Source organism: Marinobacter fonticola, from assembly GCF_008122265.1.
GTDB lineage: Bacteria > Pseudomonadota > Gammaproteobacteria > Pseudomonadales > Oleiphilaceae > Marinobacter_A > Marinobacter_A fonticola.
Window position 1 is genome coordinate 3385233 of sequence record NZ_CP043042.1, and the last position, 23861, is coordinate 3409093.

The 23861-nt window shown below is 55.8% G+C and carries 23 protein-coding genes; 13 read left to right on the forward strand and 10 right to left on the reverse strand.

Features of this window, described 5'->3' with window-relative positions:
- The first annotated feature begins 399 nt into the window (after positions 1-399).
- The 4 genes from FXO11_RS15075 (at position 400) to FXO11_RS15090 (ending at position 3553) form a co-directional block, all read left to right on the forward strand.
- Positions 400-1206 (forward strand): SDR family NAD(P)-dependent oxidoreductase, encoded by an 807-nt coding sequence (locus FXO11_RS15075; RefSeq protein WP_148863750.1) that lies wholly within the window; start codon positions 400-402, stop codon positions 1204-1206.
- Positions 1207-1500: 294 nt separating this feature from the next.
- Positions 1501-2118 (forward strand): LemA family protein, encoded by a 618-nt coding sequence (locus FXO11_RS15080; protein WP_148863751.1) that lies wholly within the window; start codon positions 1501-1503, stop codon positions 2116-2118.
- On the forward strand, positions 2118-2879 hold the full coding sequence (locus FXO11_RS15085; protein ID WP_148863752.1) for a TPM domain-containing protein: 762 nt from the start codon (positions 2118-2120) through the stop codon (positions 2877-2879). Before FXO11_RS15080 ends, FXO11_RS15085 begins: the two co-directional genes overlap by 1 nt.
- Positions 2880-2935: 56 nt before the next feature.
- Complete coding sequence (locus tag FXO11_RS15090; RefSeq protein ID WP_148863753.1) at positions 2936-3553, forward strand: TPM domain-containing protein; 618 nt, start codon at positions 2936-2938, stop codon at positions 3551-3553.
- A gap of 123 nt (positions 3554-3676) precedes the next feature.
- Here the strand turns inward: FXO11_RS15090 and katG are convergent, their stop codons facing one another.
- On the reverse strand, positions 3677-5821 hold the full coding sequence (katG, locus tag FXO11_RS15095) for a catalase/peroxidase HPI (protein ID WP_202980354.1): 2145 nt from the start codon (positions 5819-5821) through the stop codon (positions 3677-3679).
- Positions 5822-6350: 529 nt separating this feature from the next.
- On the opposite strand from katG, the gene FXO11_RS15100 reads away from it, so the two are divergent.
- Positions 6351-6863, forward strand: coding sequence for an AmiS/UreI family transporter (locus tag FXO11_RS15100; protein WP_148863755.1), 513 nt, complete (start codon positions 6351-6353; stop codon positions 6861-6863).
- A 179-nt stretch (positions 6864-7042) separates the two neighbouring features.
- On the opposite strand, the gene FXO11_RS15105 is transcribed toward FXO11_RS15100, so the two are convergent.
- Entirely contained in the window at positions 7043-7660 is a 618-nt protein-coding gene (locus FXO11_RS15105) for a LysE family translocator (RefSeq protein ID WP_148863756.1), read from the reverse strand.
- A gap of 448 nt (positions 7661-8108) precedes the next feature.
- On the opposite strand from FXO11_RS15105, the gene FXO11_RS15110 reads away from it, so the two are divergent.
- From FXO11_RS15110 to FXO11_RS15120, 3 genes are all read left to right on the forward strand, one after another.
- The gene (locus FXO11_RS15110; protein WP_148863757.1) at positions 8109-9005 is read left to right on the forward strand and encodes a LysR substrate-binding domain-containing protein; all 897 of its coding nucleotides are present in this window, start codon (positions 8109-8111) and stop codon (positions 9003-9005) included.
- A 178-nt stretch (positions 9006-9183) separates the two neighbouring features.
- Positions 9184-10254, forward strand: coding sequence for an AsmA family protein (locus FXO11_RS15115; protein WP_148863758.1), 1071 nt, complete (start codon positions 9184-9186; stop codon positions 10252-10254).
- 100 nt (positions 10255-10354) lie between these two features.
- A complete protein-coding gene (locus FXO11_RS15120; protein WP_148863759.1) occupies positions 10355-11443 on the forward strand; it encodes a hypothetical protein in 1089 nt (362 codons plus the stop codon).
- Positions 11444-11575: 132 nt separating this feature from the next.
- On the opposite strand, the gene FXO11_RS15125 is transcribed toward FXO11_RS15120, so the two are convergent.
- Positions 11576-11971, reverse strand: a complete 396-nt coding sequence (locus tag FXO11_RS15125; RefSeq protein ID WP_148863760.1) for a septal ring lytic transglycosylase RlpA family protein — start codon at positions 11969-11971, stop codon at positions 11576-11578.
- An 82-nt stretch (positions 11972-12053) separates the two neighbouring features.
- Positions 12054-12662 (reverse strand): adenylyl-sulfate kinase, encoded by a 609-nt coding sequence (cysC, locus tag FXO11_RS15130; protein ID WP_148863761.1) that lies wholly within the window; start codon positions 12660-12662, stop codon positions 12054-12056.
- 364 nt (positions 12663-13026) lie between these two features.
- Between cysC and FXO11_RS15135 the strand changes: the two genes are divergently transcribed.
- The 3 genes from FXO11_RS15135 (at position 13027) to FXO11_RS15145 (ending at position 16179) form a co-directional block, all read left to right on the forward strand.
- Complete coding sequence (locus FXO11_RS15135) at positions 13027-13857, forward strand: hypothetical protein (RefSeq protein WP_148863762.1); 831 nt, start codon at positions 13027-13029, stop codon at positions 13855-13857.
- A gap of 145 nt (positions 13858-14002) precedes the next feature.
- Positions 14003-14959: a sulfotransferase family protein gene (locus FXO11_RS15140; RefSeq protein ID WP_148863763.1), complete on the forward strand. Its 957-nt coding sequence runs from the start codon at positions 14003-14005 to the stop codon at positions 14957-14959.
- Between the two features lie 17 nt (positions 14960-14976).
- On the forward strand, positions 14977-16179 hold the full coding sequence (locus FXO11_RS15145; RefSeq protein ID WP_227545920.1) for a hypothetical protein: 1203 nt from the start codon (positions 14977-14979) through the stop codon (positions 16177-16179).
- Between the two features lie 26 nt (positions 16180-16205).
- On the opposite strand, the gene FXO11_RS15150 is transcribed toward FXO11_RS15145, so the two are convergent.
- The 5 genes from FXO11_RS15150 to FXO11_RS15180 form a co-directional block, all read right to left on the reverse strand.
- The gene (locus tag FXO11_RS15150) at positions 16206-17033 is read right to left on the reverse strand and encodes a hypothetical protein (RefSeq protein ID WP_148863765.1); all 828 of its coding nucleotides are present in this window, start codon (positions 17031-17033) and stop codon (positions 16206-16208) included.
- Between the two features lie 113 nt (positions 17034-17146).
- Entirely contained in the window at positions 17147-17701 is a 555-nt protein-coding gene (locus FXO11_RS15155; protein ID WP_202980234.1) for a GNAT family N-acetyltransferase, read from the reverse strand.
- Between the two features lie 98 nt (positions 17702-17799).
- Positions 17800-18357, reverse strand: a complete 558-nt coding sequence (locus FXO11_RS15160) for a GNAT family N-acetyltransferase (RefSeq protein WP_227545921.1) — start codon at positions 18355-18357, stop codon at positions 17800-17802.
- 411 nt (positions 18358-18768) lie between these two features.
- The gene (locus FXO11_RS15175) at positions 18769-19581 is read right to left on the reverse strand and encodes a PEP-CTERM/exosortase system-associated acyltransferase (RefSeq protein WP_148863767.1); all 813 of its coding nucleotides are present in this window, start codon (positions 19579-19581) and stop codon (positions 18769-18771) included.
- A 269-nt stretch (positions 19582-19850) separates the two neighbouring features.
- Positions 19851-20807 (reverse strand): LysR family transcriptional regulator, encoded by a 957-nt coding sequence (locus tag FXO11_RS15180; protein ID WP_148863768.1) that lies wholly within the window; start codon positions 20805-20807, stop codon positions 19851-19853.
- A gap of 140 nt (positions 20808-20947) precedes the next feature.
- Here FXO11_RS15180 and FXO11_RS15185 point away from each other — a divergent pair, with 140 nt between their 5' ends.
- Complete coding sequence (locus tag FXO11_RS15185; RefSeq protein ID WP_148863769.1) at positions 20948-21340, forward strand: RidA family protein; 393 nt, start codon at positions 20948-20950, stop codon at positions 21338-21340.
- Between the two features lie 4 nt (positions 21341-21344).
- On the opposite strand, the gene FXO11_RS15190 is transcribed toward FXO11_RS15185, so the two are convergent.
- Positions 21345-21683 (reverse strand): hypothetical protein, encoded by a 339-nt coding sequence (locus FXO11_RS15190; RefSeq protein WP_148863770.1) that lies wholly within the window; start codon positions 21681-21683, stop codon positions 21345-21347.
- Positions 21684-22281: 598 nt separating this feature from the next.
- Between FXO11_RS15190 and FXO11_RS15195 the strand changes: the two genes are divergently transcribed.
- The gene (locus FXO11_RS15195; RefSeq protein WP_168203182.1) at positions 22282-23742 is read left to right on the forward strand and encodes a sensor domain-containing diguanylate cyclase; all 1461 of its coding nucleotides are present in this window, start codon (positions 22282-22284) and stop codon (positions 23740-23742) included.
- The last annotated feature ends 119 nt before the right edge of the window (positions 23743-23861 follow it).

Below are 23861 nucleotides of genomic sequence, written 5' to 3' on the forward strand. Positions count from 1 at the left end.
GGCCTTTCTTAGGAACTTAACTGCAACTATACCGGGAACGTCGAGGCCAAACGCATGAACCTCCTTAACCTCCTTAACCTCCTTAACCTCCTTTCACAACGTCAGCCTACAAAAAACGTTCTTGCATTGAAATTCAAACCCTCGCCGGTAAGGGAACTTTAAGGAACTTTCACCAAAGCCTGTCGATATTTTCGCTATATCGACTGAGAACCCCAGCCTAAATTTCATGCAGCGCCCTTCCACCGTTACGTTCCCTTCTGACCTACAGCCCGAAGCCTCATTGATCGCTAGCGCCATCATACGTAGGCTGTTTCTTAGAGCGTGTAGTTTGCGATTAATCGCTTCGCCAAAACTGCGCTAAACCTGCGCATACGCTTACTTTGACGCTGGAGATATCCCATGGAGCTATCCGACAAAATCATATTGTTGACAGGCGCCAGCCGAGGCATCGGCCGCGAGATCGCCTTGGCTTTCGCTCAGAAGGGAGGCAAGCTCGTTCTCGCCGGACGTAACCAAGAAGCACCGGATGAAACCCGGGCGGGCGTCGAACGCGCCGGCGGCGAAGCCATCGTAGTGGCGGGCGACGTTACGGATGCGGGCTGGCGTCAATCGGTTATCGAGAAAACGGAACAGACCTATGGCGGTCTCGACATCCTCGTGAATAACGCCGGCGTGGTCTCCGCCGGTTGGCTCGAAAGCCTCTCCGAAGCCGACGTGGAGCAACAGCTGCAGATAAATCTCATGGCTCCGATTCTGCTCACACGAGCCGCTCTTCCTGCGTTACGGCAAAGTTCGGGCGCCGCCATCGTCAACATCTCTTCGATCTTCGGTCTGCTCGGCATGCCGTTCTATGCGACCTACGGCGCCACGAAAGCCGGGATCGCGCATTTTGGCGAAGCAATGCGCCGAGAACTGGTCGATCAAGGTATCCATGTGATGACGGTCTATCCGGGCGCCACCGACACACCGATGATGGAGACCGCCGGCTTGGGCGATAAAGCAGGCTTTGCCTACGACACCCCGGAAAGTGTGGCCCAAGCGCTATTGGAAGGCCTCGAGGCCGAACAGCTCACGGTGGTCCGCGCCGACGACAACAGTCAGAGCATGCTCGATGCCAATCAGCAAAATCCTCGTCAACTGGATGAGCAAATTCGGGAGATGAAACCAAAGCTCGAGGAAGCCGTCGCCAACCACCGCAGCATGTGAGCGTGAAATAAAGGCCGCCCCGGTTTTTCGATTACGCTTTTAAGGCGTAAACGGGGCGGCTGCGCGAGGTCAAAGCTGATCAACTTTAAATCGCTCTGACCCCGCTCACTGGCCAAATCGCTCTGACCCCGCTCATTGCCTATTACCGTAGCGTCTATGTTCTGGCAACGGCCTCGCAAATTGCTGACTACCTTGAAAATAAAAGCCTTGGCCCCATCTAAAGGGTAGTTTCTGGGCCCCCGCCTGCGGCGGGTATTTTCCCTTCTTCAGCAACCACCTTCAGGGCAGAGCACTATGGGAATTCTCCAAAAACCGTTTCAGCAGCGAAGTTTCTGGCAATTGACGTCACTGATGATGCTGGTTTTGCTACTCAGTGGCTGTGGGATCAACAATATCCCCACTTACGATGAGAAAGTCACTTCCGCCTGGGCCCAGGTGGAAAACCAGTACCAGCGCCGCGCTGACCTGATTCCCAATCTGGTAGAAACCGTCAAGGGTTTCGCCGCCCAGGAGCAGGAAACCCTAACGGCGGTGACCGAGGCGCGCTCCAAAGCCACATCGATTCAGGTGGACGAGAGCATCCTTAACAATCCCGAGAAGTTGCAGCAGTTCCAGCAGGCCCAGGGTGAGCTGAGTAGCGCCCTGAGCCGCCTGATGGCGGTGTCCGAACGTTACCCGGACCTGAAATCGAACCAGAACTTCCTGGCCCTGCAGGCACAGCTCGAAGGCACTGAGAATCGTATTGCCGTCGCGCGCCGGGATTTCATCCAGGCGGTTGAGCGCTACAACACCGAGCTGCGCACCTTCCCGGGGAGAATCTGGCACAGCATCCTGTATAGCGATCTGGAGCCCCGCGCCAACTTCGAAGCCACTACGGAAAATGCGGAAGACGCACCCGCGGTGGAATTCTGATGGTTGCACTACCCCGCACAAGTCTGTTGCTGGCATTGCTGCTATGGCTGCCGGCCACCCTCTGGGCCCAGTCAACGCCGGAATTTCCCGAACTGACTGGCCGGGTGGTCGACCGGGCCGAGATGCTTTCCCCAGACGTGGAAACGCGCCTGAGCGAGATGCTTCAGGCCCACGAGCAGGCCAGTACCGAACAGGTGGTCGTGGTTACCTTGCCCGACCTTCAGGGTTTCCCGATTGAGGAATTTGGCTACCAATTGGGCAGGCACTGGGGTATCGGTCAGGAGAGCGAGGATAACGGCGCCCTGCTGATCGTGGCCGAAGAGGAACGCAAGGTGCGCATCGAGGTGGGCTATGGCCTAGAAGGCAGGCTCACCGACGCGGACGCTTCCGTGATCATCAACCGTGTGATCACCCCGGCTTTCCGCCAGGGGGATTTCCCGAGCGGTATCGTCAACGGCGCCGCCGCCATGATTCAGGTTCTCGGCGGCGAGCCATTGGGCGCTCCCCAAAGTCAGCAGTCCCATGCCGCCCAGGAAAAGCCCAAAGCCGGCGTGGTGGCGCTGCTCTTTATCATCATGATGTCGGTGGTGTTTTTCGTGGGCAGTCGCGGTGGCCGTGGCGGCCGCGGGGGTGCTGCCCTGTTAGGCGCGGCCCTGCTGAGCGGCTCCATGGGCGGCCGTGGTGGCGGCGGCTTCGGCGGTGGCGGCTTTGGCGGCGGTGGTGGGGGCTTCGGCGGTGGCGGAGCCTCCGGTGGCTGGTAACTCCCCCATAGACAGTAGCGTGCTGAACCTCACCTGCAGATGAGAATCACAGAATCATGACATTACTAAGCAAAAACGATCAGGAAGCCGTTACCGAGGCCATCAACAACGTGGAACGGGAGACCGACGCCGAACTGGTCACCGTGCTGACAGCCCAATCCGACAACTATGCCTATATTCCCCTCCTTTGGGCCGGAATCCTGGCGTTGATGGTGCCGGGCGTTGGCAATTACTTCGGCGGCTGGTTGGGTGCGGACATGTTGTTACTGGTGCAATGGGGTACGTTCATCGTGCTTAGCCTGCTATTCCGGCTGCCCAGCATCAACACCCGACTGATTCCCCGGCAAGTGCGTTACTGGCGGGCCTCCAATCTGGCGCGGCGGCAATTCCTCGAGCAGAACCTACACCATACCGAAGGCGCCACCGGCATGCTGATCTTCGTCTCGGAGGCGGAGCGCTATGTGGAGATCCTGGTGGATCAGGGCATTGCCGATGCTTTGGACAATGCGGTGTGGGAGGATATCGTGGCGGACTTCACCACCCAGGTACGCCAGGGCCAGACCAAACAGGGATTCCTGGACTGCATTGCAGCCTGCGGCAAGCTCCTGAAAGAGCATGTACCTGCCACCCACGAGCGCAACGAACTGCCGAATCACTTGGTGATCCTGCCTTAACAAGGAAGAAGGATCACGTGTTCTGAACAAAAAAGCGATCGAGGTCAGAGCTGGTTAAATTTAAGTCGCTCTGACCTCGATCGCTGATCACTGCTGCATTCCAACCGCGGACCTACCTAATACTCAGCGGTGCAAGTCGAACCGGTCGTTCTCCATGACCTTGACCCACCCTTTGACGAAGCGGTCGATCATCCGCTCCTCGCCACCGTTTGCGGCGTACTCCTCGGCAATGGCGCGAAGCTGGGAGTTGGAGCCGTAGACGAGGTCAACGCGGGTCGCAGACCACTTTTTCTCGCCCGTCGCACGGTTCTTGCCCTCGAAGCGGTCCTCGCTCTCGCCGACTGGCTCCCAGACAGTCCCCATGTCGACGAGATTGACGAAGAAGTCGTTCGTTAACTGCCCCGGACGATCAGTAAGGACACCTTCGTCGTTGTCACCGGCGTTGGCGCCGATGACCCGCATGCCCCCGAGCAATGCCGCCATCTGCGGTACGCTGAGGTTAAGCATGAACGCACGGTCGACCATCAAGTGCTCGGATGGGATGGACGTTACCTGAGGCTGCATGTAGTTGCGGAACGCATCGTGCTTCGGCTCGAGGTGGGCGTGCGTGTCCTCCTCGGTCATCTCCTGAGTCGCGTCGGTGCGCCCTGGCGTAAAGGGCACCGTGATGTTGTGCCCGGCCGCCTTCGCCGCCACTTCGACCCCAACACTGCCGCCCAGCACGATCATATCCGCCAGCGAGATGTTCGTCTCTGAGGCGCCCTTGATCTGCTCGAGCCGTCCGATCACCTCGGGCACACCGGAGCGCACGTTGACGTCCCAGCCCACCTGCGGCTTGAGCCGGATACGCGCGCCGTTCGCACCGCCGCGGTGGTCGGTCTGGCGATAGGTGCAGGCCGAGGCCCAGGCTGTTCCCACCAGTTGCTCGGCAGTCAGGCCAGATTCCGCAATCTGCTGCTTGAGCTCGAAAATCTGCTCATCGCTAACCCGTGCTCCGTCGTCCTCGGGTACCGGGTCCTGCCAGACAAAAACCTCGCCGGGCACCTGCGGGCCAAGATAGCGCTCGCGTGGGCCCATGTCGCGATGCAGCAGTTTGTACCACGCACGGGCGAACTCATCGGCGAGTACGTCCGGGTTCTCATGGTACTCCTTGGCAATCTCGAGGTAGGCTGGATCGGTGATCATGGCCATGTCAGCGGTATTCATCACCGGTGGGTTCTTCTTGCCTTCGACGTGAGCGTCGGGCACCCAGTACCCGTCCTTCACATCAACCGGCTCCCACTGGTTGGCGCCAGCCGGCGACTTCTTGACCTCCCACTGGTGGGCAAAGATGGTGTTGAGGTAGGTGTTATCCCACTTGGTCGGCGTCGGGGTCCAGGCTCCCTCGAGCCCGGAGGTCACCGTATACTCGCCAAGGCCGGTCTCGTTCTTGTTGGCCCAGCCAATCCCCTGCCGATGGATTTTCGCCCCTTCGGGCGCCTCACCGACGGCCTCCGCCGGCCCGTTGCCGTGCATCTTGCCGAAGGTGTGGCCACCGACAGTCAAGGCGACGGTCTCGCGGTCGTTCATGCTCATACGCGCGAATGTTTCCCGTACATCCTGCGCGGACTTCATCGCGTCAGGAACGCCGTTGGGGCCTTCGGGGTTGACGTAGATCAGCCCCATCTGCACTGCGGCAAGCGGGTTGTCCAGCAAGCGGTTGCCGTCTTCCCAACTCCCGGTATAACGCTCGTCCTTGGAAGCGAGCCATTCGGTCTCAGGACCCCAGTAGATATCATCCTCGGGCGCCCAGATGTCGGAGCGCCCGAACCCGAAGCCAAGGGTGCGAAACCCCATCGTCTCGAGCGCACGGTTGCCGGCGAAGACCAGTAGATCGGCCCAGGAGATCTTCTCGCCGTACTTTTTCTTTATCGGCCAGAGGAGTCGGCGCGCCTTGTCCAGGTTGCCGTTGTCGGGCCAGCTGTTCAGCGGCGCGAAGCGTTGTGCGCCGGTGCCGCCGCCACCACGGCCGTCAACCGCTCGATAGGTCCCGGCGGCGTGCCAGGACATACGAATAAAGAACGGCCCGTAGTGGCCCCAGTCCGCGGGCCACCAATCCTGCGAGTCGGTCATCAGCGCGTCGACATCGGCGGTGAGTTCGTCAACGTCGAGCTGCGAGAACGCATCGCCATAGCGAAAGTCAGCGCCGAACGGACTGGCGTCGGGGTGTTTTTGATGAAGAATGTGGAGGGTGAGCTGGTCGGGCCACCAGTGCTCATTGCCCTGCAGGCGAGGCGTCGTACGCGCGCCCCACTCGGGGCGTGCAGGCTTTGGATCGGTCACGGTCGTCTCCTTGACTGGATGGAGGCAACAGGGCATCTGAGCCAACACATCAAAACCGCCTCAGGCTTCCTGCAGGCCTCTATTGTTGTACGGACAGCATTAAGGGGGATTTCTAATCGTTGTACATCTCATACAGTGAAGGATTCCGGAACCGAACCGTCAAGAACAGGACTGGCTTTAGCCTTGATAGGGGCAGCCTATGGGAGCTGACGCCTGGATTCACTAGTCGCTGATTGTCCCGGAGAAGGCATCGAAGGAGGATCTAAACTTATGTAACGGACCGTCGCGTGCGGCCGCTTCAGAATTAGCCTCTGAGCAAGCACACTTATTAGTATCCAATAAAACAAATAATAGTATACAATTTTAAACCCATCTTAGTGCCGCTAAATGGAAATACTTTTCTAACTTTATTGCACATTGCCTGGAGTCGCCTTGCAAGGCCTCTCCGCTTGATCAACGGGAGGAGCTGCCGCAGATGCACGAAGGCTTGAGTTTGCTGTACGTAGGAGCGGTGCTGGTATTGAACGGCCTGTGGATGCAGGGCCGTATCGAGGATCGCGAGATCCAGGTGATCAACTTCTTCGCCGGCGGCCTTAGCCTGGCGGTGGCTGGCTACGCCGCCTTCGGGCCGGGCGCCGATGCCGATAGCGTGCGCGCCGCGGCGCTGACGCTGCTTTTCGCCTTCACCTACCTATGGGTCGCCATCAACCGGCGCAACGAGAGTTCCGGCCACGGGCTGGGCTACTTTTGCCTGTTCGTGGCACTCACCGCGCTGCCCACGGCGCTGCTGCAATTCGCCGATGCCGAGACGCTGTGGGGATGGTGGGCCGCCTTCAACTGGCTGGCCTGGGCGGGACTCTGGTTCGGCTTCTTCCTGATGCTCTGCCACCGCCCACAACTGCAACGGCCGATGGCCTGGGTGACCCTCCTCCAGGGCGTGTTCACCGCCTGGTTGCCTGGCTACCTGTTGCTGAGCAATCTGCTGTAGCGCGATTTGAACAATCTCGACGCCCCCGTGCGGAACGGTTTCGCGTTCCACCAATGGCGATCCGAATATTCAAACCCAAATCGTTTCACGAGACCGAGATACTCCATAGCCTTTGAGATTAGCGACAAGCAATCTCGGCTTGAGAGGAGGATAACGGGTAATGTCTGTGCGATTTTCCTTCAGGGCGCAATATTGGCAAAGAACAGAGAAAAGCCCAAGCCTATTAGTATTGCTCCAATACTTTTATCAACGACGCTCTGCCTATCCAACATAATACGACGCAGTGCTTTTGCTGAAAAAAAGTATGCAACGACACTAAACCAAATCCAGTGGGATAAGGAAATGAACAGGCCGTACGCGAAATTGCTGCTCACTGAACTGTCGACAGTCACTACCTGAGTATATGTTGCGATGACGAAAAGGGTCGTTTTAGGATTGAGAGCGTTAGTCAGAAAACCCATGCGGAAGGCGCCGAAGGATGTTGGGGCGCCACTTGGCGTAGGCTCTAGTTTTAGTTTCGACTTATTTGTTAACGATTTGATTCCAAGAAAAATCAAATAACTCGCGCCAAGAATTTTCATGACCAAAAATAGCAATGGTGATTTTTCAATGGCAACCGCAACTCCAAGCACTGTATAAAGCACATGCAATTGGACACCGCATGCGATACCTATAGCCGATATTAGACCGGCACGACGCCCAAACGCATAGCTGTTACGCGTAACCATGGCAAAATCCGGCCCGGGGCTAACTACGGCAAGAATAGTAATGGTCACTACAGCGATCAACTCAGTCATCTGATGCCCCCCTACGAAAGGCACTAATGTTTATCGTACCCTTCGGGTTTAATGTTTCAGTACTTACTAAAAGTGATAACCAGTACGTCCATCTATAGGCGCAACAATCTGTCATATTCGTGTCTTTTGGCGCCTATCCGGCTGTCTTGGAATTTTTTCCAACCGTTCAACTACTATTTTCTAGCGGACACAACAGCTTTTTCGTCTTTTCGGCCGAAAGAAAAGAGTAATCTTTTTGCGCTAGTAATTTGCACAGGTTGTCGATACGAAACTGCGCCGGTAGAAAGTCCCTAAGTATCGAGTTCTCAAAGAAAGTTTCCATGGAGTCCTTCCATTTCAGTGAGCAACGGCCGCGAGATGTCGCGACAGAAAGATTATTGGAAGGTTTGCAGGACCAAGAAAAGGGATTTATATTTTCAGAAATGTGCTAGTTTTCATCGAGCAAAAAATGAAGCTTCCAGCATTGGGCGCATTCCGTGCCTTCGACGTCGCAGCACAGACTCAAAGTTTCGTGAAAGCCGCCGAGCGGCTTCATGTCACACATGGGGCTGTGAGCCGTCAGGTTCGGCTTCTTGAAAGCGAACTGGGCGTTGAATTATTCGATCGCCGTAATCGGGCGATCTTCCTGAATCCGGCGGGGCGCGCACTCAAGGCGGTCACTACTCCTCTATTCGAGCAACTCGAAGGCGTGGTGTATCGTCTTCAGCAAGAATCCCGGGAAGGCGTGCTGGTGCTATCTTGCGAACCTACCATCGCAATGAAGTGGTTGATTCCACGCTTACCTTCTCTCCACAAAGCACATCCTGACATCAACTTGCATTTAGTGGCCGCTGGCGGACCGATTGACTTCACTAAAACAGGTGTAGACCTGGCATTGCGCCGTGATGATTTCCATTGGGATGACACGGTGTATGCCATCAAAATATGCGATGAATGGGTTGGGCCAGTCTGTGCGCCCAAAACTTGCCCGGCTTCCGGTATTCTTGAGGACATGCGCTTGCTTCACTCCGGAACTCGGCCTAAGGCTTGGGATACCTGGTTCCGTTTGAGCGGTGTTCCGGAACGAGGAAACATCCGAGTTGATTACGAGCATTTTTACCTATGCATCCAAGCCGCCGTTTCAGGACTAGGAATGGCCATGTCGTCTTTCTTTATGGCTCAGGATGAGCTGGCGAGTGGCCAGCTTTCGGCGCCGTTTGGCTTCTTGAAGGACAGTTCAAGCTATTGCTTGCTATCGCCTAGACCTTTCAACAACGACGAGAGGAACCAGCGTTTGTCAGAGTGGATTTCAACTGAAGCATTGGCAAGCATTCAACGAATTTCTAAAGAACACCTTGCGCAATAGGCCACCTTTTGGGAAGAATCAGGATAAGCGGGCCGCCCATGTATAGCTGATCGCAACCGCAATGTGACCCACCGCACAACATAGACACATTCTGTTACTTAATCAGGCCAGTTTTTTTGGGGTGCACCGGAAATCCCGTTATGTTAGTAGGCACAACAACAAAATAGGGACCTGCCGCATGTTCGGTAAGGCACTACTCCTTCTGACATTGGTGCTGACCGTTGTTGTCGGTACCAGCTACCTGCTCTCCGTCGAGACTCATCCGGAGTTGCAAAGGGTGAGCAATCTCAACAGCGGTGAGCCGCCGGTCAGCCCATCCAAACCTCCGGCCGGGCAGACACAGAAAGCTGTCCAGCAACCGGCGCCTGAACCGCCCTCAGAAAACGCCCTCGGATTTATGCTGGCCCGTGTCGCGGACCAGTACGAGCAAGCCAGCCGGTACCCGGTCTGGTCGGTGCCCCTGACCGCAGAACAGGCGCGCGGGTACCAGGACAACCACTACGAACCGACCACCCTACCCCTTCCAGGTGATGGCAAATTTACCGTCACCCTCGAGAAGTATCGCTTCACCCGGGGTGACGATATTCTGATCGCTGCCGCCATCCAGGGTTCGCAAGTAGTGGGTAACCGCCTTGAAGCAACGCTTGAAGTGCCGAACAGCCGTGAAGCGGTTGCCAGTACAAGCCTTCAGGATGCAGCCGCAGCCGGGTATTTCGAGGGATCGCTCAGCGCCGATGAAGCCCCCGGGGAATACCGCCTGATTGTCGAGGCCAAGATTGATGGGCGACCGGTCCGACATGCCTCTTCACTGACCATCGAGCCCTACCTCGGCGATTTTGAAGGTCTTGGCGATCCCCGTATCAGCGACAACAATCTGGTCATCCCGGTGCAGTTTTCCGCGGAGGAATCCGGCTCCTATGCCCTTTCCGCTCAACTGTTTGCCGGGCAGCATCCCATCGCCCTGCTACAGACCGAGCAGCGCCTGGACAGCACTTCAGACACCATTAACCTGAGGGCGCATGGCACGGTACTAGCCAACCGGCCCCTGGATGGACCGCTTCAACTGAGATCCCTCCAGCTACGCCAACTGCCGGCGAAACCTGGCGACCGGACCAACCACGCCTTTGGACCTGAAGAAGGCTATTCATTCACACCGCCGGATCTCGATGCGTTGACCGATACTCCGGCGGTGAACCCCGAATCGGAACAAAGGGCAGCGTTGCTTCGGCAGCTTGCCAACAAGTTCTGATGGCAGGGCTATGGCTCTGCACCGGCTAAGCCGGGAAAAACCGCCAAACCGGCGGAGAAACGTCTTGAGACAACAATAATTCAGCAAAGACGGAGCAACCATGAAAACAATAAAGAAAGGAAGTGCCTGTAAGACCGCTCTGGCGGTCGCTATCGCCGGCAGCCTGTTCGCCGGAACCGCCCAGGCCAACCTGGCCGGGCATAATGTGATACTGGTGCATGGCTTCCAGCAGGAAGACCTGGCCAATCCACCCGCCAATCTCCAGGCGGTGAAGAACGCCGGTGAGGATTACTGGCGAACGTTCTGGCTGTCGCGATCGGAAGCGCGCATCGACTGGGGCAGCGATGGCCGGGTGGAGGGCGGTATCGCCCAGCAAGCCTACGAGCAGCTTCGTCAGATCAGCCAACAGGGTCTGTGCGACAACTACTGTATCGTGGTCTCCCATTCTACCGGTGATCTAGTGACCCGCTACCTGCTGGAGAACCAGGCCCGCTGGCTTCAGTCCGAAGGGCTGCAACCGCTGAAAATCCTGGCGACCTTGGACTATTCCGGTGCCGGGGGTGGTACCGAATTGGCGAACCTCGCCATGAGCCTCGCCTACAACGATAGCTGGTACAACTGGCCCTTACGGGCAGCGGTACAAGCGTTCACCGGTATTGAGCCGCAGCCAGGCAAGCTGGGCGTAGTGAATGACCTGCAAACCAACGCTGCGCGCAACCTGGCCGTCGCGCCCAATGATATTCCCAGGTTGCGGTTCGTGGCCGGCGGTTCCTCCTATGGCGGTATTACCAAGCCATTCATCGCCGGCACCGACGACGGGGTGGTGCCCACCCACTCAGCCTGCGGAGCAACATCAGCTACGGGTATCGAGTCCTGCTCTTCGGGCCTCAGCCTGGCCGGCAAGGTCACCAGCCAGAATGGCCCGGGTGCACTCTACTTCAACCACTACCCTGTGCTGATGAACGAGGGAGTCAGTCACAGCGGTGTGCTGGGCTCTGAAACCGGGAACATTTCAGTGCCGGTGGTCAACAATACAACGCTAGGCGGTCTGCAGGTGGATTTCGCAAGCCGCAGCTACAACCAGCGCGCCTGGTGGCAATGGTGGGGTAACGGTGACCGGTACATCGAAGTGCCCGGCTCTGACCAGACCGATATGTCGAACCTGGTGTACAGCACACTCAACAACTGATTCGACCTGGCGCATGGAGCAACTGGGCTCAGGGATGAGCCGTCTCTCTCCTTGGCCGCTCTAAATCGCGTTTCTCTTTAATTCGTATGACCGAGAAACGCGGCCCATAAGAATAGACCTCACGCTGCCCGGCTATTGCGACTTCAACACTTCGATTTTCACGGCAATCAACCCTAAAGATGGACGACCAATACGACTGAACGCTGACTTTGAGAGATCAATGATACGACCTTTGGCAAAGGGCCCGCGATCGTTGATCCTGACAACAACACTTTTCCCATTCTTGACGTTGGTGACTTTCACTATTGAACCGAGCGGTATCTTTTTGTGGGCCGCTGTCCGAAGCTCCTGCTTAAACATTTCACCGCTGGCTGTTTTTCTGTTCTCCAATACGTCTGCGTAATAAGAAGCCTTCCCGGTTTCGGTGAAACCGACCCAGTCTTCTCCGGCCCCCGTTTGGGCTGCTGAAAATCCCGCCGTCAGGCTCAGGAATGCGGTGATCAGTATATTTCTCAGGGTGATTACCATAGTCCGGGTGCCCTATTGCCGTGGTAGGGATCTGTGGGCTCACATGACCTCTGCGAATGTAGCGCAAGACCTGACCGGGATACTAGCTCAGAATCAGATCCCGCTCGTACATATACTTGAGCAGGTTGTCTACGCACGCCTCCACCGTAAGCTCGGAGGTATCCAGCACAATCTCCGCTCGCTCCGGCCGTTCATAAGGTGAGTCAATGCCCGTAAAATCCTTGATAGCACCTTCCCGCGCTTTTTTGTATAAGCCCTTTGGATCACGGGTTTCACAGATTTCCAAGGGCGTATCCATAAAGACCTCGACAAATTCACCGGACGGAAACAGGTTACGAACCAGTCGGCGATCAGAGAAAAATGGCGAGATAAAGGCGCTCAGAACAATTAGTCCCGCATCTGTAAACAGCTTACTGACTTCCCCGACACGACGAATATTTTCTACCCTGTCCTTATCGCTAAAGCGGAGGTCCCGATTCAACCCGTGGCGGACATTATCTCCATCCAACAGAAACGTATGGTATCCACGCTCGAACAGCGCAACATCCAGGGCGTTAGCAACTGTGGACTTCCCCGACCCACTCAAGCCCGTGAACCAAAGCAAGCATGGCTTTTGACTCTTTTTTTGGGCGCGCTCTGCACGCGTTACCTTATGGGCATGCCATACAATATGTTGTTTACTCAACGTCATGAACCTTTGTGATAAATAGGGCCATGTAATTTGAACTGTTTGTTTGTGATCTACAACACGACAATATAAAGATGGTAATACCACGACGCTTCTGCCCGGCCACCAACACAGAATTCTCGCGTTCTCGATAAGACTTTCCTTAGCCGAACCGTGCGACGAGACCACCGCAATTGAAACAGCTCTAACAAACTGTTAGTTTTGCAATAATTTCAAGGAAGGTCACATGCCATTGGATAGATCAGAAACGGACTCAGACCCTGCAGTGCCCATAAGGCTCGTGAGTTGCGTAGGCGTCGAGCTCGAACTCCCTCATTTGTCGCACTTCATTCGACATTACCGCAATCTTGGTATCCCGCCATCTCACATGCATATTCTGTTGAATACAACAGATAGAGCATCGCCGCGTTTAGCGGCAGCTAAAGCCTTGCTGGCGGAATCGGGCGTGGAGGATGTGCGAGAGTGGATAGCCGTCTACACCAGCGACTCCATGTGGGCACAGCGTCGTCAGCTGCAACAGGAGGTTGCCGAGCCAGGCGACTGGATAGTCAGCGCAGATGTCGATGAGCACCACCAATACCCTGCACCCCTGCAGGAAATCTGCAGATATTGCCTGAGCAAAGGCTACAATTGCGTTCAGGGATTCATGATCGATCGTCTCGCGGAGAACGGGGAATTGGTCGAAGTGAGGGAGACGCCTGAGCTGTCCAGTCAGTTTCCGGTCGAAGCCGATGTCCTCCTCCCGCTAGCGGGACACGGCGACCATCATGGCACCACCGGCACGACCAAGGTGATGCTGTTCAGCCATGACGTGCTTCCCAGCCGCGGTGGTCACAACCCGTGGAAGGACGGTCAGACGCCACACTTTCTGGCGGGCGCAAAACTTTCAACCTTCCGGCAGGTCAATTTCCCTCACGCCAGGTTCAGCTACCCGTTCAGGGTCGATCATTACAACTGGACGTCGACCCGAAAGGCAACCCTTGAAAAGCGCGTAGCCACACCTGGTGTCAGCCCGGCCGGCCTGGAACTCAGCAATAAGTTGATTCCCTATTTACACAAGCACGGGCGAATTCGCCTGGAAGATGTCGCTACCCGCAGCCCAACGGCAAAGAGACCTTCGAACTGGCGATTCCTGAATCTGCGGTTCCGTCTGCAGGCACGGCTCGTGGGCTTATTGAAACAGTGGGGCCTGCGCTAATGTGCGGGGCCGTTCATTCGTAAGCGAGCCGATGGCGACAACCTTTGCCGACCGCAAACGGTCGCCGCGGAGACCCTGCTGATGTCGCCTAGCACTGAATTCGCATCGGCTCTATTCACCACTGGATCCTTGAAGACGAGATGAAATGACCATGCACCTGTCTTACCGGCACTCGATACCTGTTTTCGATGAGAAGTCTTCAAGACGCCACGAGTCAAAGTCACTTTGGAAGCTTCAACTGGAAAGCCTGACTGCTCGCAACAGAAGCTTCGATCCGAAACGGGTTGAATGCTTCGCGCAGTTTCTCGGGTTCCCACGCTCGGGTCATTCGCTGATCGGCGCTCTGATCGACGCTCATCCGGACGCCAGGATCTCGCACGAGCTTGACGCCATGGGCCTGCATCGTGCCGGTATGGGCTTCCCCTCCATTGCGCGCCTCATCGATAGCAATTCACGATCGTTTGCAGCCAACGGAAAGTGGTGGAACGGCTACAGCTACGCGATAGATCTGCCTGCCAACGAGGACCGGCAGCCGTTGGTTATTGGCGACAAAAAAGGCGACTGGGCGGTCCGCTGGTGCGCAAAAACGCCAGGATTATTGCAGGGCTTTCTTCAGAGTGGTGTACCCCAGCCAAAATGGTTGCTGGTTGTCCGTGCGCCAGAAGACAATATCGCCACGATGACGCTGCGCCGTGGTGGGCTTTACGACAGGCTACGCATCAAGGCTGGTGAAGAAGGTGGATCAGCCAGTGAGTCAATCGCGCAGGCTCAAGCGGATGGTAAGCTGCCAACAGCGGTGTCCGATGAGATGATCAGCGACTATCGCGAACTCTGCGAGGGGATCGTCGCGATGCAGGAGCTCATACCACGGGATCAATGGCTACGTGTTGATTATGAAACCTTTACAGCGGCACCCACCGATGGCCTGAAAGAAATTGCGGCCTTCCTGGGACTTGACCCGAATTCAGACTGGCTCGCTGCAGCAAGCGCCGCAGTGCGTCCTCCCGGCAAGTCACGCACCAGAACCAAACTGACGTGGAGTGACGCGCAGAACCAGGCCGTTGCAGAGCTCAAGACGCAATTCAGCTTTCTAGCCAGGTGATTGGAATGTCGCAAGAAATGAATGATCGACCATGGACTCTTCGTCGGCTCAGTCAATCCCCGGCGGATTCGAGCGGCACGTCCCACGCCTACTACGATATTCCAGTCATCAATGCATCGGGGAGTCGTATCGTTGCTCACCGGCTGTTTTGCAGCGAACGCCATCCAACGGTGAATGATCGTGTCGAAATCGGCCTGCTCGACACGGCTACCGAAGCTTCCGAAACATCAGACAGCTGGGAGCCTATCGGCGAGAGCCGAGCGTGGTCCTGGCAACAGGGTCCGATGTCGCAGTGGATCGGCGACACCGGACAGGTGGTCTGGAATACCAGAAACCCTAATGCGCAGAATGACGAACCGCTGATCACCGCCTGCGTCATGGACACCAATACCGGCGCGACCAGACAATTGCCTGGCCAGGTCTATGCGGTGACGCCCGATGCGACTACAGCACTCTCACTCGATATGACACGGCTCGATCAACTCAGGCCAGGGTACGGCTATGCCCCTGGGGAGAACGCGTCCAAACTGGATAGGGTGCCGAAGAATGATGGTGTCTGGGCCATGAACATAGTCAGCGGTGAGCGGAAGCTCCTGCTGAGCCTGGCAAGAGCCGTGGACTTCCTCAACAGCCAGTCGAAGCTGAAAGCGCGGTTAAAGCGAATGCTGAAGCGCTATCACTTTTGGTTCAACCATGCCAAGTTCTCGCCCGACGGCAGCCGTTTCACCGTAAAGCTTCGGTGGCGGAACATCGGCGGGCCATGGAATGACCAGCAAGGTGTGAGCCTGACGTGCGGTACCGATGGCAGCGACCTGCGGCTGCTGGCACCTGCAACCTCTCACGTTATCTGGCTGGACAATAGCGAACTCTACTTCTGGCAAAAAGACGGCCTGCGTCTCGCCGAAGATACGAGCCCGTGTGGCACCATCACCGAACATCTGGCACCGGAGCTGATCAAGGCCAACGTGCACATGCGCCATTTCCCGCCCGACCCAGACCTCTTCGTCTTCGACACGCCGTATAAAGAGGACATCGATCTCATCCTCTGGAACAGAAAAACCAATAGCCGTCAGACGATCGCCGAGTTCAAAGGTCACAAGCCGGCCAAGGGCCCGTTTCGCTGCGATCTTCATCCCTGCCTGTCCAGAGACGGCAATCTCATCGTGGTCACTTCGCTGCAAACCGGTAAGCGCGAAGTCCATGTGCTGGAGCAAGCCTGACTGGGGAGGGCGGGCGCCCACGCTCTTCAGGCAAGCTTTCCAAAAAATTTCTTCTTTTCCGCCGACCCGAAGAAGCGAAGCTTTAAAAAATATTTCAGGAAATGCTTGGGTCTGGTAAACAGATTCTTCGGTGCCAGCATTCCGGACAGGAGGCCCGGCCGTCCGTAATTCGCTTCTGAATGACCAACACTGTAAACGGCGCCCGGATAGTCGACGGGCTTGAGCGGCGTCTCATTCTTTATCATTTCGGGGATCAAGTGACGATGATGTCCGAAGATCCTACGTACAATCGTTGGGTCCATCGAATCCACATCCCGCTCCAAGGGAAGCAAATCTGTACGCACCACCGCGTAGGTTCCGCACCAGTTATGGAAGTCGCCAAGCATCACCCCCCATCGAGAGCCCACAGGCAACAGCCATCCTTTGTCGATGTACCAACCGTAAGCATCAGGATCAGAACGGGCGAGGTCACCAAGACCCGTCGCCACAAGGTCGTCCGCATCCACACTCATAACGAATCTGGAACCCAGAGTCTTTGCAAACGCGATCCCGCTCGCAACTTTATAGCCTTTATCCCAGCAGAACGCCTCTTTTCTCTCGTCCTCTGGGGTTTCTCCCTTGAATACCGAAACCGTTGGCGGGTCCAAGTCTACCCTGATTACGTCGAAGCACTTAGGCAGGTCACCTAACTCAGCATCCCGGTTAACAACCACCACCGCGCCCAGATCATTAGACTCAGCGCAAGCTGCTTCGATAGAACGGGCGGTCTCATGAAGCCGCTCAAGTACTCTCGACCAATTTCGTGAGGCGGCCGGCGATCTTAACGGAACAACGAACGTTAAAAGTCTATCCACTTTACATCTCTTTTAATGAATACTTTCAAGACAGATAATCATATATTATTGAGGCTGCTAACGAAATATGAGGGCACGTCACGTCAATGTGACCTGCACCCACCCTTCTAGCTCTATGTCCGGTGTAACGCTTTTTTAAGCGAGAACTCCGACGCCAGCATCGAGTAGAGGGCATGGTCTACATACCTGCCGTAAAGATACTCACGCTCGCGGAGCACCCCTTCAAACGTAAATCCCAACCGCTCCGGAAGGGCACGGCTTCTTCCGTTGTCCGTAGCACATGCTATCTCGATTCGATTCAAACCGTACTCCCGAAAGCCCGTTTCAATCAGCGCCTTCACAGACAAGGTGATGATCCCTTTTCCCGAATAGGCTCGGCTTAACCAATATCCGATTCCACCGATCTTGTTCGTAACGTCAAAGGAGTGAAACCCGCACACGCCACACAGGGTCGCCTTATGGAAAACCGCATACTGCGGTCCCTTGCCGGATTCACGTTGGCTGATAGCCGAATTCACGAAGGATTCGGTATCCGCTGGAGATTGATTCGCGTCGACCCACGGCAACCACTCCCGAAGGTGTTCCCGGTTTGTATCTACGAGCCGGAACAGGTCATCCGCGTGATTCTTGCTGAGCAGTTGCAGCTCAACAGCTTCGCTAATAAGCAATTCGCTCTCCAATCGCTTAACGCTAAGGTGTCCGGCGACGGAGCGCCAGCGGAGGACACCAAAAGCGGCATGCTTTCGGCCCCCGGTTGACCGAGTTGTCACATGGTGATTCGGTAGTATTCGCCATACTCTCCATCCTCCGACCCACTGTGCGTGGCCTGCCAACCCAGTTTTTGGGCCACTCTCTTGCTGGCCACATTATCGTCCGCAATGAAAACCTGGACGGTTTCTAAGTCAATCTTGGTGGATAGCCTTTCGACCGCCAACTCACATGCCTTGGCAGCTATGCCGTTGCCCCAAAACTCCGACCTAATGAAATAGCCGAAATCAAAAACCCTATCTATCTGTTTAATACCGCAGAACCCAATGAATTCATCAGTATCAGACTCGGCAATAGCGAAGCGAGCCGGATAAGCGAGCGTACTTTCGAACCACGAATCCGCCTCACCTTCTGTCAGAGCCCGACGAGGCCCAAGAAACCTCATTACTTGAGGATCTCGAAGCATGGCCATGACAGCCGCTTTATCTTGGCGATGAAGATCCCTCAGTTTTACCGAAATCATAAGACTGACTTCACCATGTAACGACTCACGCGCCGACACGGAGCCGCCAAACGGCGGAAAATCGGTCGCTGAGCGGCCGATTGTCAAATCCATTGGCGTACGATATTTTGTCCATGATCAATACCCTGTACAGGAGCAGACTTAGGGATGCCGTTAGCTAGAACCAATCTAGCAAAAACCATGGGGCAGGTCTGCGAAGACCATTCCCTGTGATCATCACCTGAAGTAAATCACAGTCAGTGGTCATGATCTCTCTTGAGGACTACGAGGATCTGCAAGAGACTGCCGATTATATGCACAAGGATGGTTAAGTGATGGACGCATATCTTTTCGACTGGGGCGACACCCTGATGGTCGATTTTCCGGGAACTCCTGGAAAGATGTGTAGTTGGGAAATAGTTGAGAACACAAAAGCGGGACAGACTTATTTAATGTCTTTACGCGGCTAAAAACAAATCCGTCCCCGCTTCTACTCGACACCGTTTACCGACGGGGAGCAGTCGATCAACGATTGACAGGAGTGGAAGGCAAATAATGACCTGATTCGGTGATCAACTCCCAGACATCCGGACGGCGCTGGAGGATGCCATTGATCAGGGATGCCGCTTCGGTGAATGCGGGCCGGCGGAGGCCGTGAAACTCCATTAGCGGTCCGACGTGGTCAAACTCTACACCAAAGCGCTTTAACAAGCGCAATTGGGCCGGTTCCATTACCGCCATCCAGTGCGTGATATTGTGTTTGACCGACATCCGCAGGATAGCGGCAAACAGACCCAGACTGATATAAGGCATGGCGCGTCGGCCGCCCTCGGCATCGGCGTAGCTGGACTGGTCGGTAACACCCGTGGGTGATTCATACTCGTTGAGGCGCCGGCGAAATTCCCGACTTACCGCCATTCTGGAAATCTCGGCCATGTGCTGACGGGGAGTTGCCGCAATCGTGTCCTGGGCTTGCTGACTCATTCTGGGGATACACGGCCCTTCCATTGGAAGGTCTGACTGCTCCGGGTTATCGCCAGTCAGGACGAGTCGAACAACCGCGACGCTATCTCCGGTTCTCCGGTGCTGGATCAAGGCATGGGCCGAGCGCGGGTCGTAAGCATCATGCTCCCTTTTGTCGGGAAATTGACTCGGGTCTTCAAAGGATCTGTCGATGCAGTAGACCTGGTACCGGACTTCAAAGACTCTATTGGTCATTTCCTCGGTGGTGGCGACCTCAATCTCGAAAAAGGACCTGAAGATGTCGCTGAGGTTCTCGGTTCCACCGGAGGCTGTTGAACGTTGTTCTTCGTTATGAAATGAAGAGCGCGCAGGCATGAGCAAGTCCTCCGATCCTCCCTTGCGGGAGGCGTTGTACTGCATAGGCCAAGTCGATCAAAAGTCCGCCGGGACGGCACGGGGGCGGGCTATCGGGTACACAGATAGAGCGCTATCGAGGACAGAACTGCCAAGCCTCGTACTTTCGTGTCTCCTATGCTCGTGTGTCGTACTGCTGATTTCTCATGCTGATCGCCTTTGTTGCTACCCGTCAAATTAATCATGGGAAAAGCGTCGTTGGTGTTTGCGGGCTAAACCGCTCGGTCGGGTCACTGCCCCGCCCTCAGTTCGTTATCTGATTCAAGCCCACGTCGGTCGGCTATAGGCGCATGCTGTGCCATCAACGCTGAGACCCAATCAATGAACACGCGTAGTTTAGCGCTGACGTACCGGTTTGCTGGAAATGCCACGTACATCGGCAACGGATCCAGGTGCCAATCCTCGAATAAACGCACCAGTTCGCCGCGCACGACATGAGCTTTGGCCATGTAATCAGGCAACCAAAGCACTCCGAGACCGGCCAAGCCGGCCGCAAGATATGCGTTGCCATCGTCGACCGCGACCACGTAGCGGCCATGCATTTTGACGACTTCGCCGTTGCGTCGCATTGCATAGGGAGAGACGCCGTTGGCGATTGTCCAACTGAAACCCACAATGTAATGATCAGGAGCCGCCAACTCCCGCGGGTGCGAAGGCAAGCCGGCACTTTCGAGATAGCTCGGCGCTGCGTAAACGCCGAGTCGCAGATCACCCACGCGGCGCGCCACCAGAGATAGTCCGGTGAGCTCACCGCCGCGCACGACGCAGTCCACGCCTTCATCAATCAGGTCTACCATGCGGTCACTCACGCCCATGTCGAGCTGAATATCCGGATATCGAGCGTGAAACTCGGGCAGGGCCGGAAGTAGGATCATGCGGGCCAGAGGGGTCGGTACGTCCACTCGCAGCCGGCCCCTGGGCGACATCGAGGCATTGGACAGACCGGTTTCGGCATCGTCCAAATCGCCCAACAGCTTTACGACACGCTCGTAATAAGCAGCACCGGCGGCCGTCACATTGACCTTGCGAGTGGTTCGATTGAGCAGTTTTACGCGCAGCCGCCCCTCCAGATATTGCACATGTTGCGTCACGCTGGTCTTACTCATGTGGAGTGTTTCGGCAGCCTTGGTGAAGCTGCCAGTTTCCACCACCCGGACGAATGCCAGCATCGCGTTGAGCCGATCCATTGCCCTTGTCTCCTCACAATTGTTTGTTCTCTACAAACAGAGTTTATCGAACATCAACGTTTATCCACTAAATGGGGACGGATAAGGTTTCCTAACCATCAATCCGGGGTCATGAACGACCCAATAAAGGAGATTTTTATATGGCTCAACGTGAAGCCATTTTCCCACTCGGTCGGCAGGACCTCTATACCTCACAGAAGTATTCCGCAGCGATTAAATCAGGCGATTTGCTATTCGTATCCGGCCAGGTCGGCAGCCGCAGCGACGCCTCTCCCGAACCGGATTTCGAGGCTCAGGTCCGTCTCGCATTTGCCAATCTTGAAGCCACTTTAACAGCGGCTGGTTGCGGACCTGAGGATATCGTTGATGTGACGACCTTTCATACGGATCCGGAAAATCAGTTCGGCACGATCATGGCCATTAAAAGCGAAGTTTTCCCGGAAGCGCCATATCCGAATTGGACAGCGATCGGCGTAAACTGGCTCTCGGGGTTCGACTTCGAGATCAAGGTCCTCGCCCGTATTCCGGGTTAGAGTTTTAAAAGAGCATTGACCTGCACACAATATGCCGTGTGGACATCCGCATGGCATATTGCTCGCCGCTGACGTCGTAGGTGCGACGTATCCTCAGCGCCAGGTGGCGTTCTGAGCCACTCTCTGGCTGGGCTTGCGGTTGACCCAGGCGTAGTAGCCGGACCGCGAGATATTCAGGTGGCAACGCCTTTACCCGGTGTTGTCCTCGGTGTTTCCAGACGAACCGGAACGCTTCCGCGACGCCTTTCACACTCCGGTGGGCCTGGCGGCTCCACTCCACCGCTTTGACTTTGAACTCAGTGCTGTACTGCTGAGTCTTCTTCCCCATGATCATTTCCGGCATCGGTTTTCTCCTGTGTCGGAGTTAGCGATGCGTGTCCACTAAACTGGAGGATGTCCAACCCTTGCCAGAAGCTCCTCAATCGATGCGTAACGCAGGCTGGGCCCAATGAACTCTCTAACGTATCGCCAACGTTCCCACGTTGCGCGCCGAAGTAAGGCGTTGATTTCACCATCACTCCTCTCGATTCGGAGGCGAACAAATGCAGAGCTGAATTCTACGCTTTCGCATCCTTCCCCCATCTTGCCAGCACGTCGATCTGAGTGGCTTCTGACGAACTTGAATCCGAATCCAAAAATAAATCCGTCCCGGTTTCTAGAGGCTTTGGTTTTGGATCAAAGGACTCTGACCCTATCGGTCCGTGCCAATTGGTTAATTTTAAATCAGTCCGCCCCCCCATTATGTAATAAGCTGCCGCTACTGAAGTTTGCTATTATGTTGATTAATGAGACCGTCTCATGTTTGCCGGTCACTTCCTGACAGACCGGAGATGATAAGCGATCATCATTCTAAAACGCGTGACCTGCCATTGAGACAACTCCCCAACCCCAGCATCACTCTTCTCTCGATCATCAGCCTTGTGGTCTTCGGATTGCTCAGTATGCGGCTTTACATCGACGAAACCGGATCGATTGCCGACAGCTTTGGAGCGCAGGTGGAACAGCGTGCCAAGGCGTTTGAACGGGAGGTGTTGCTGAACCTCGAGATCCTGCACACACTTCAGGCGGGTCTTTCGATAATTCCCGAAGTGAACCGGAAGACTTTCGATGAAATGACACGCAGCGTGCTTGATCGCTCGGTAGTCATTCAGGCCTTTGCCTGGGCGCCCTGGGTATCTCGGTCGTCAAAGGACGTTTTCGAGCTACAGCAACAGTCCTGGTATGACTCATTTCAACTGCTCGAACTGGACGCGCAGGGCGACATCAGGCCGGTGAGTGAGCGTCCCTGGTATGTACCCGTCCAGTACATTGAGCCGCTTGCGAGTAATCAAGCTGCCGTGGGCTTTGATTTGGCGAGTGAGTCAAATCGCCTTGCGGCTTTGAAGCAGGCCAGGGATTCGGGAGAGATGGTCGCAACGGCGGCCATCAGGTTGGTGCAGGAAACCGGGCAGCAAAAAGGCTTTTTGGTTTTTAACCCGCTCTATCGCGGCAAGCCGGAAACACGCGAGGAACGTCGTAAAGCGCACTACGCTTACGTAAACGGTGTATTCCGAATCGGTGATCTGTTTAATCAGGCCGTTGATCCGGAAATCGCCAACCGGATACTGTTTCGGGTCCTTGACCGAACCAATGGCGAAGAAATACTTCTACATCAGTCCGCCAATGCAGACGATGAGCGCTGGAACACGCGTTTCCGTCACGTCACAGCGCTCGATGATATTGCCGGGCGGCAATGGCAGTTCGAAGGCGTGCCTTCAGAAGCCTACATCAGTAGTCGGCGCGGGTATCTGCCATGGCTTGTTTTCGTCGTTGGTGTTCTATTCGTAGCGATTTCGGTAGCCTATTCCCTTCTGACGTTGCGCCGGAACAGCGAGCTGCAAAAATCTGAGGAGCGCCTGAAGAAGGTTTCGCTCACCGACAGCCTGACCGGACTGGCCAACCGTCGCCACTTTGACCGCCACCTTCGCCAGGAGTGGGCGAGAGCCAGGCGTGAGAAGACATCGATTGCACTGGTTTTGATCGATATCGATTTTTTCAAACCGTATAACGATGAATTCGGCCACCCTGCCGGTGACGAGTGTCTGAGGCTAGTGGCAGACGCACTGAAAAATATGCCCCAACGCCCGGCAGACCTGGTTGCGCGCTATGGAGGCGAGGAATTTGCGCTCATCCTGCCGCAGACAGAAAATGCGAGCGAGGTCGCCGAAGCCTGCCGAGCCGCCGTGGAGGGGCTGGCCATTCCGCCCGCTTCCGAATCCACCATGCACAGTGTCACGATCAGTGCCGGGGTTTGCACCATCATCCCGCAGGCTGACAGGACGCCGGAAAACCTGACGCAAAACGCTGACAGAGCGCTTTACAAAGCCAAGAAGGAAGGTAGAAACCGGGTCTTTATTTACTGACCCGATATTCTTCGGCGGAAGCAGCCAACGCTCAAGGCCAGGCAACAGACCACCGGGCATACGGATCACGTACCACAGCTGTTCGGTTGATTGAGTCGTTCAGCTATCAAAAAGGTCCG

Bases quoted from the DNA above. Each gene is read 5' to 3' on its own strand.
- FXO11_RS15075 (WP_148863750.1), top strand. From the start codon at position 400: ATGGAGCTATCCGACAAAATCATATTGTTGACAGGCGCCAGCCGAGGC.
- FXO11_RS15080 (WP_148863751.1), top strand. From the start codon at position 1,501: ATGGGAATTCTCCAAAAACCGTTTCAGCAGCGAAGTTTCTGGCAATTG.
- FXO11_RS15085 (WP_148863752.1), top strand. From the start codon at position 2,118: ATGGTTGCACTACCCCGCACAAGTCTGTTGCTGGCATTGCTGCTATGG.
- FXO11_RS15090 (WP_148863753.1), top strand. From the start codon at position 2,936: ATGACATTACTAAGCAAAAACGATCAGGAAGCCGTTACCGAGGCCATC.
- FXO11_RS15100 (WP_148863755.1), top strand. From the start codon at position 6,351: ATGCACGAAGGCTTGAGTTTGCTGTACGTAGGAGCGGTGCTGGTATTG.
- FXO11_RS15105 (WP_148863756.1), bottom strand. From the start codon at position 7,660: ATGACTGAGTTGATCGCTGTAGTGACCATTACTATTCTTGCCGTAGTT.
- FXO11_RS15110 (WP_148863757.1), top strand. From the start codon at position 8,109: ATGAAGCTTCCAGCATTGGGCGCATTCCGTGCCTTCGACGTCGCAGCA.
- FXO11_RS15115 (WP_148863758.1), top strand. From the start codon at position 9,184: ATGTTCGGTAAGGCACTACTCCTTCTGACATTGGTGCTGACCGTTGTT.
- FXO11_RS15120 (WP_148863759.1), top strand. From the start codon at position 10,355: ATGAAAACAATAAAGAAAGGAAGTGCCTGTAAGACCGCTCTGGCGGTC.
- FXO11_RS15125 (WP_148863760.1), bottom strand. From the start codon at position 11,971: ATGGTAATCACCCTGAGAAATATACTGATCACCGCATTCCTGAGCCTG.
- cysC (WP_148863761.1), bottom strand. From the start codon at position 12,662: ATGACGTTGAGTAAACAACATATTGTATGGCATGCCCATAAGGTAACG.
- FXO11_RS15135 (WP_148863762.1), top strand. From the start codon at position 13,027: ATGCATATTCTGTTGAATACAACAGATAGAGCATCGCCGCGTTTAGCG.
- FXO11_RS15140 (WP_148863763.1), top strand. From the start codon at position 14,003: ATGACCATGCACCTGTCTTACCGGCACTCGATACCTGTTTTCGATGAG.
- FXO11_RS15145 (WP_227545920.1), top strand. From the start codon at position 14,977: ATGAATGATCGACCATGGACTCTTCGTCGGCTCAGTCAATCCCCGGCG.
- FXO11_RS15160 (WP_227545921.1), bottom strand. From the start codon at position 18,357: ATGGATTTGACAATCGGCCGCTCAGCGACCGATTTTCCGCCGTTTGGC.
- FXO11_RS15175 (WP_148863767.1), bottom strand. From the start codon at position 19,581: ATGCCTGCGCGCTCTTCATTTCATAACGAAGAACAACGTTCAACAGCC.
- FXO11_RS15180 (WP_148863768.1), bottom strand. From the start codon at position 20,807: ATGGATCGGCTCAACGCGATGCTGGCATTCGTCCGGGTGGTGGAAACT.
- FXO11_RS15185 (WP_148863769.1), top strand. From the start codon at position 20,948: ATGGCTCAACGTGAAGCCATTTTCCCACTCGGTCGGCAGGACCTCTAT.
- FXO11_RS15190 (WP_148863770.1), bottom strand. From the start codon at position 21,683: ATGCCGGAAATGATCATGGGGAAGAAGACTCAGCAGTACAGCACTGAG.
- FXO11_RS15195 (WP_168203182.1), top strand. From the start codon at position 22,282: ATGCGGCTTTACATCGACGAAACCGGATCGATTGCCGACAGCTTTGGA.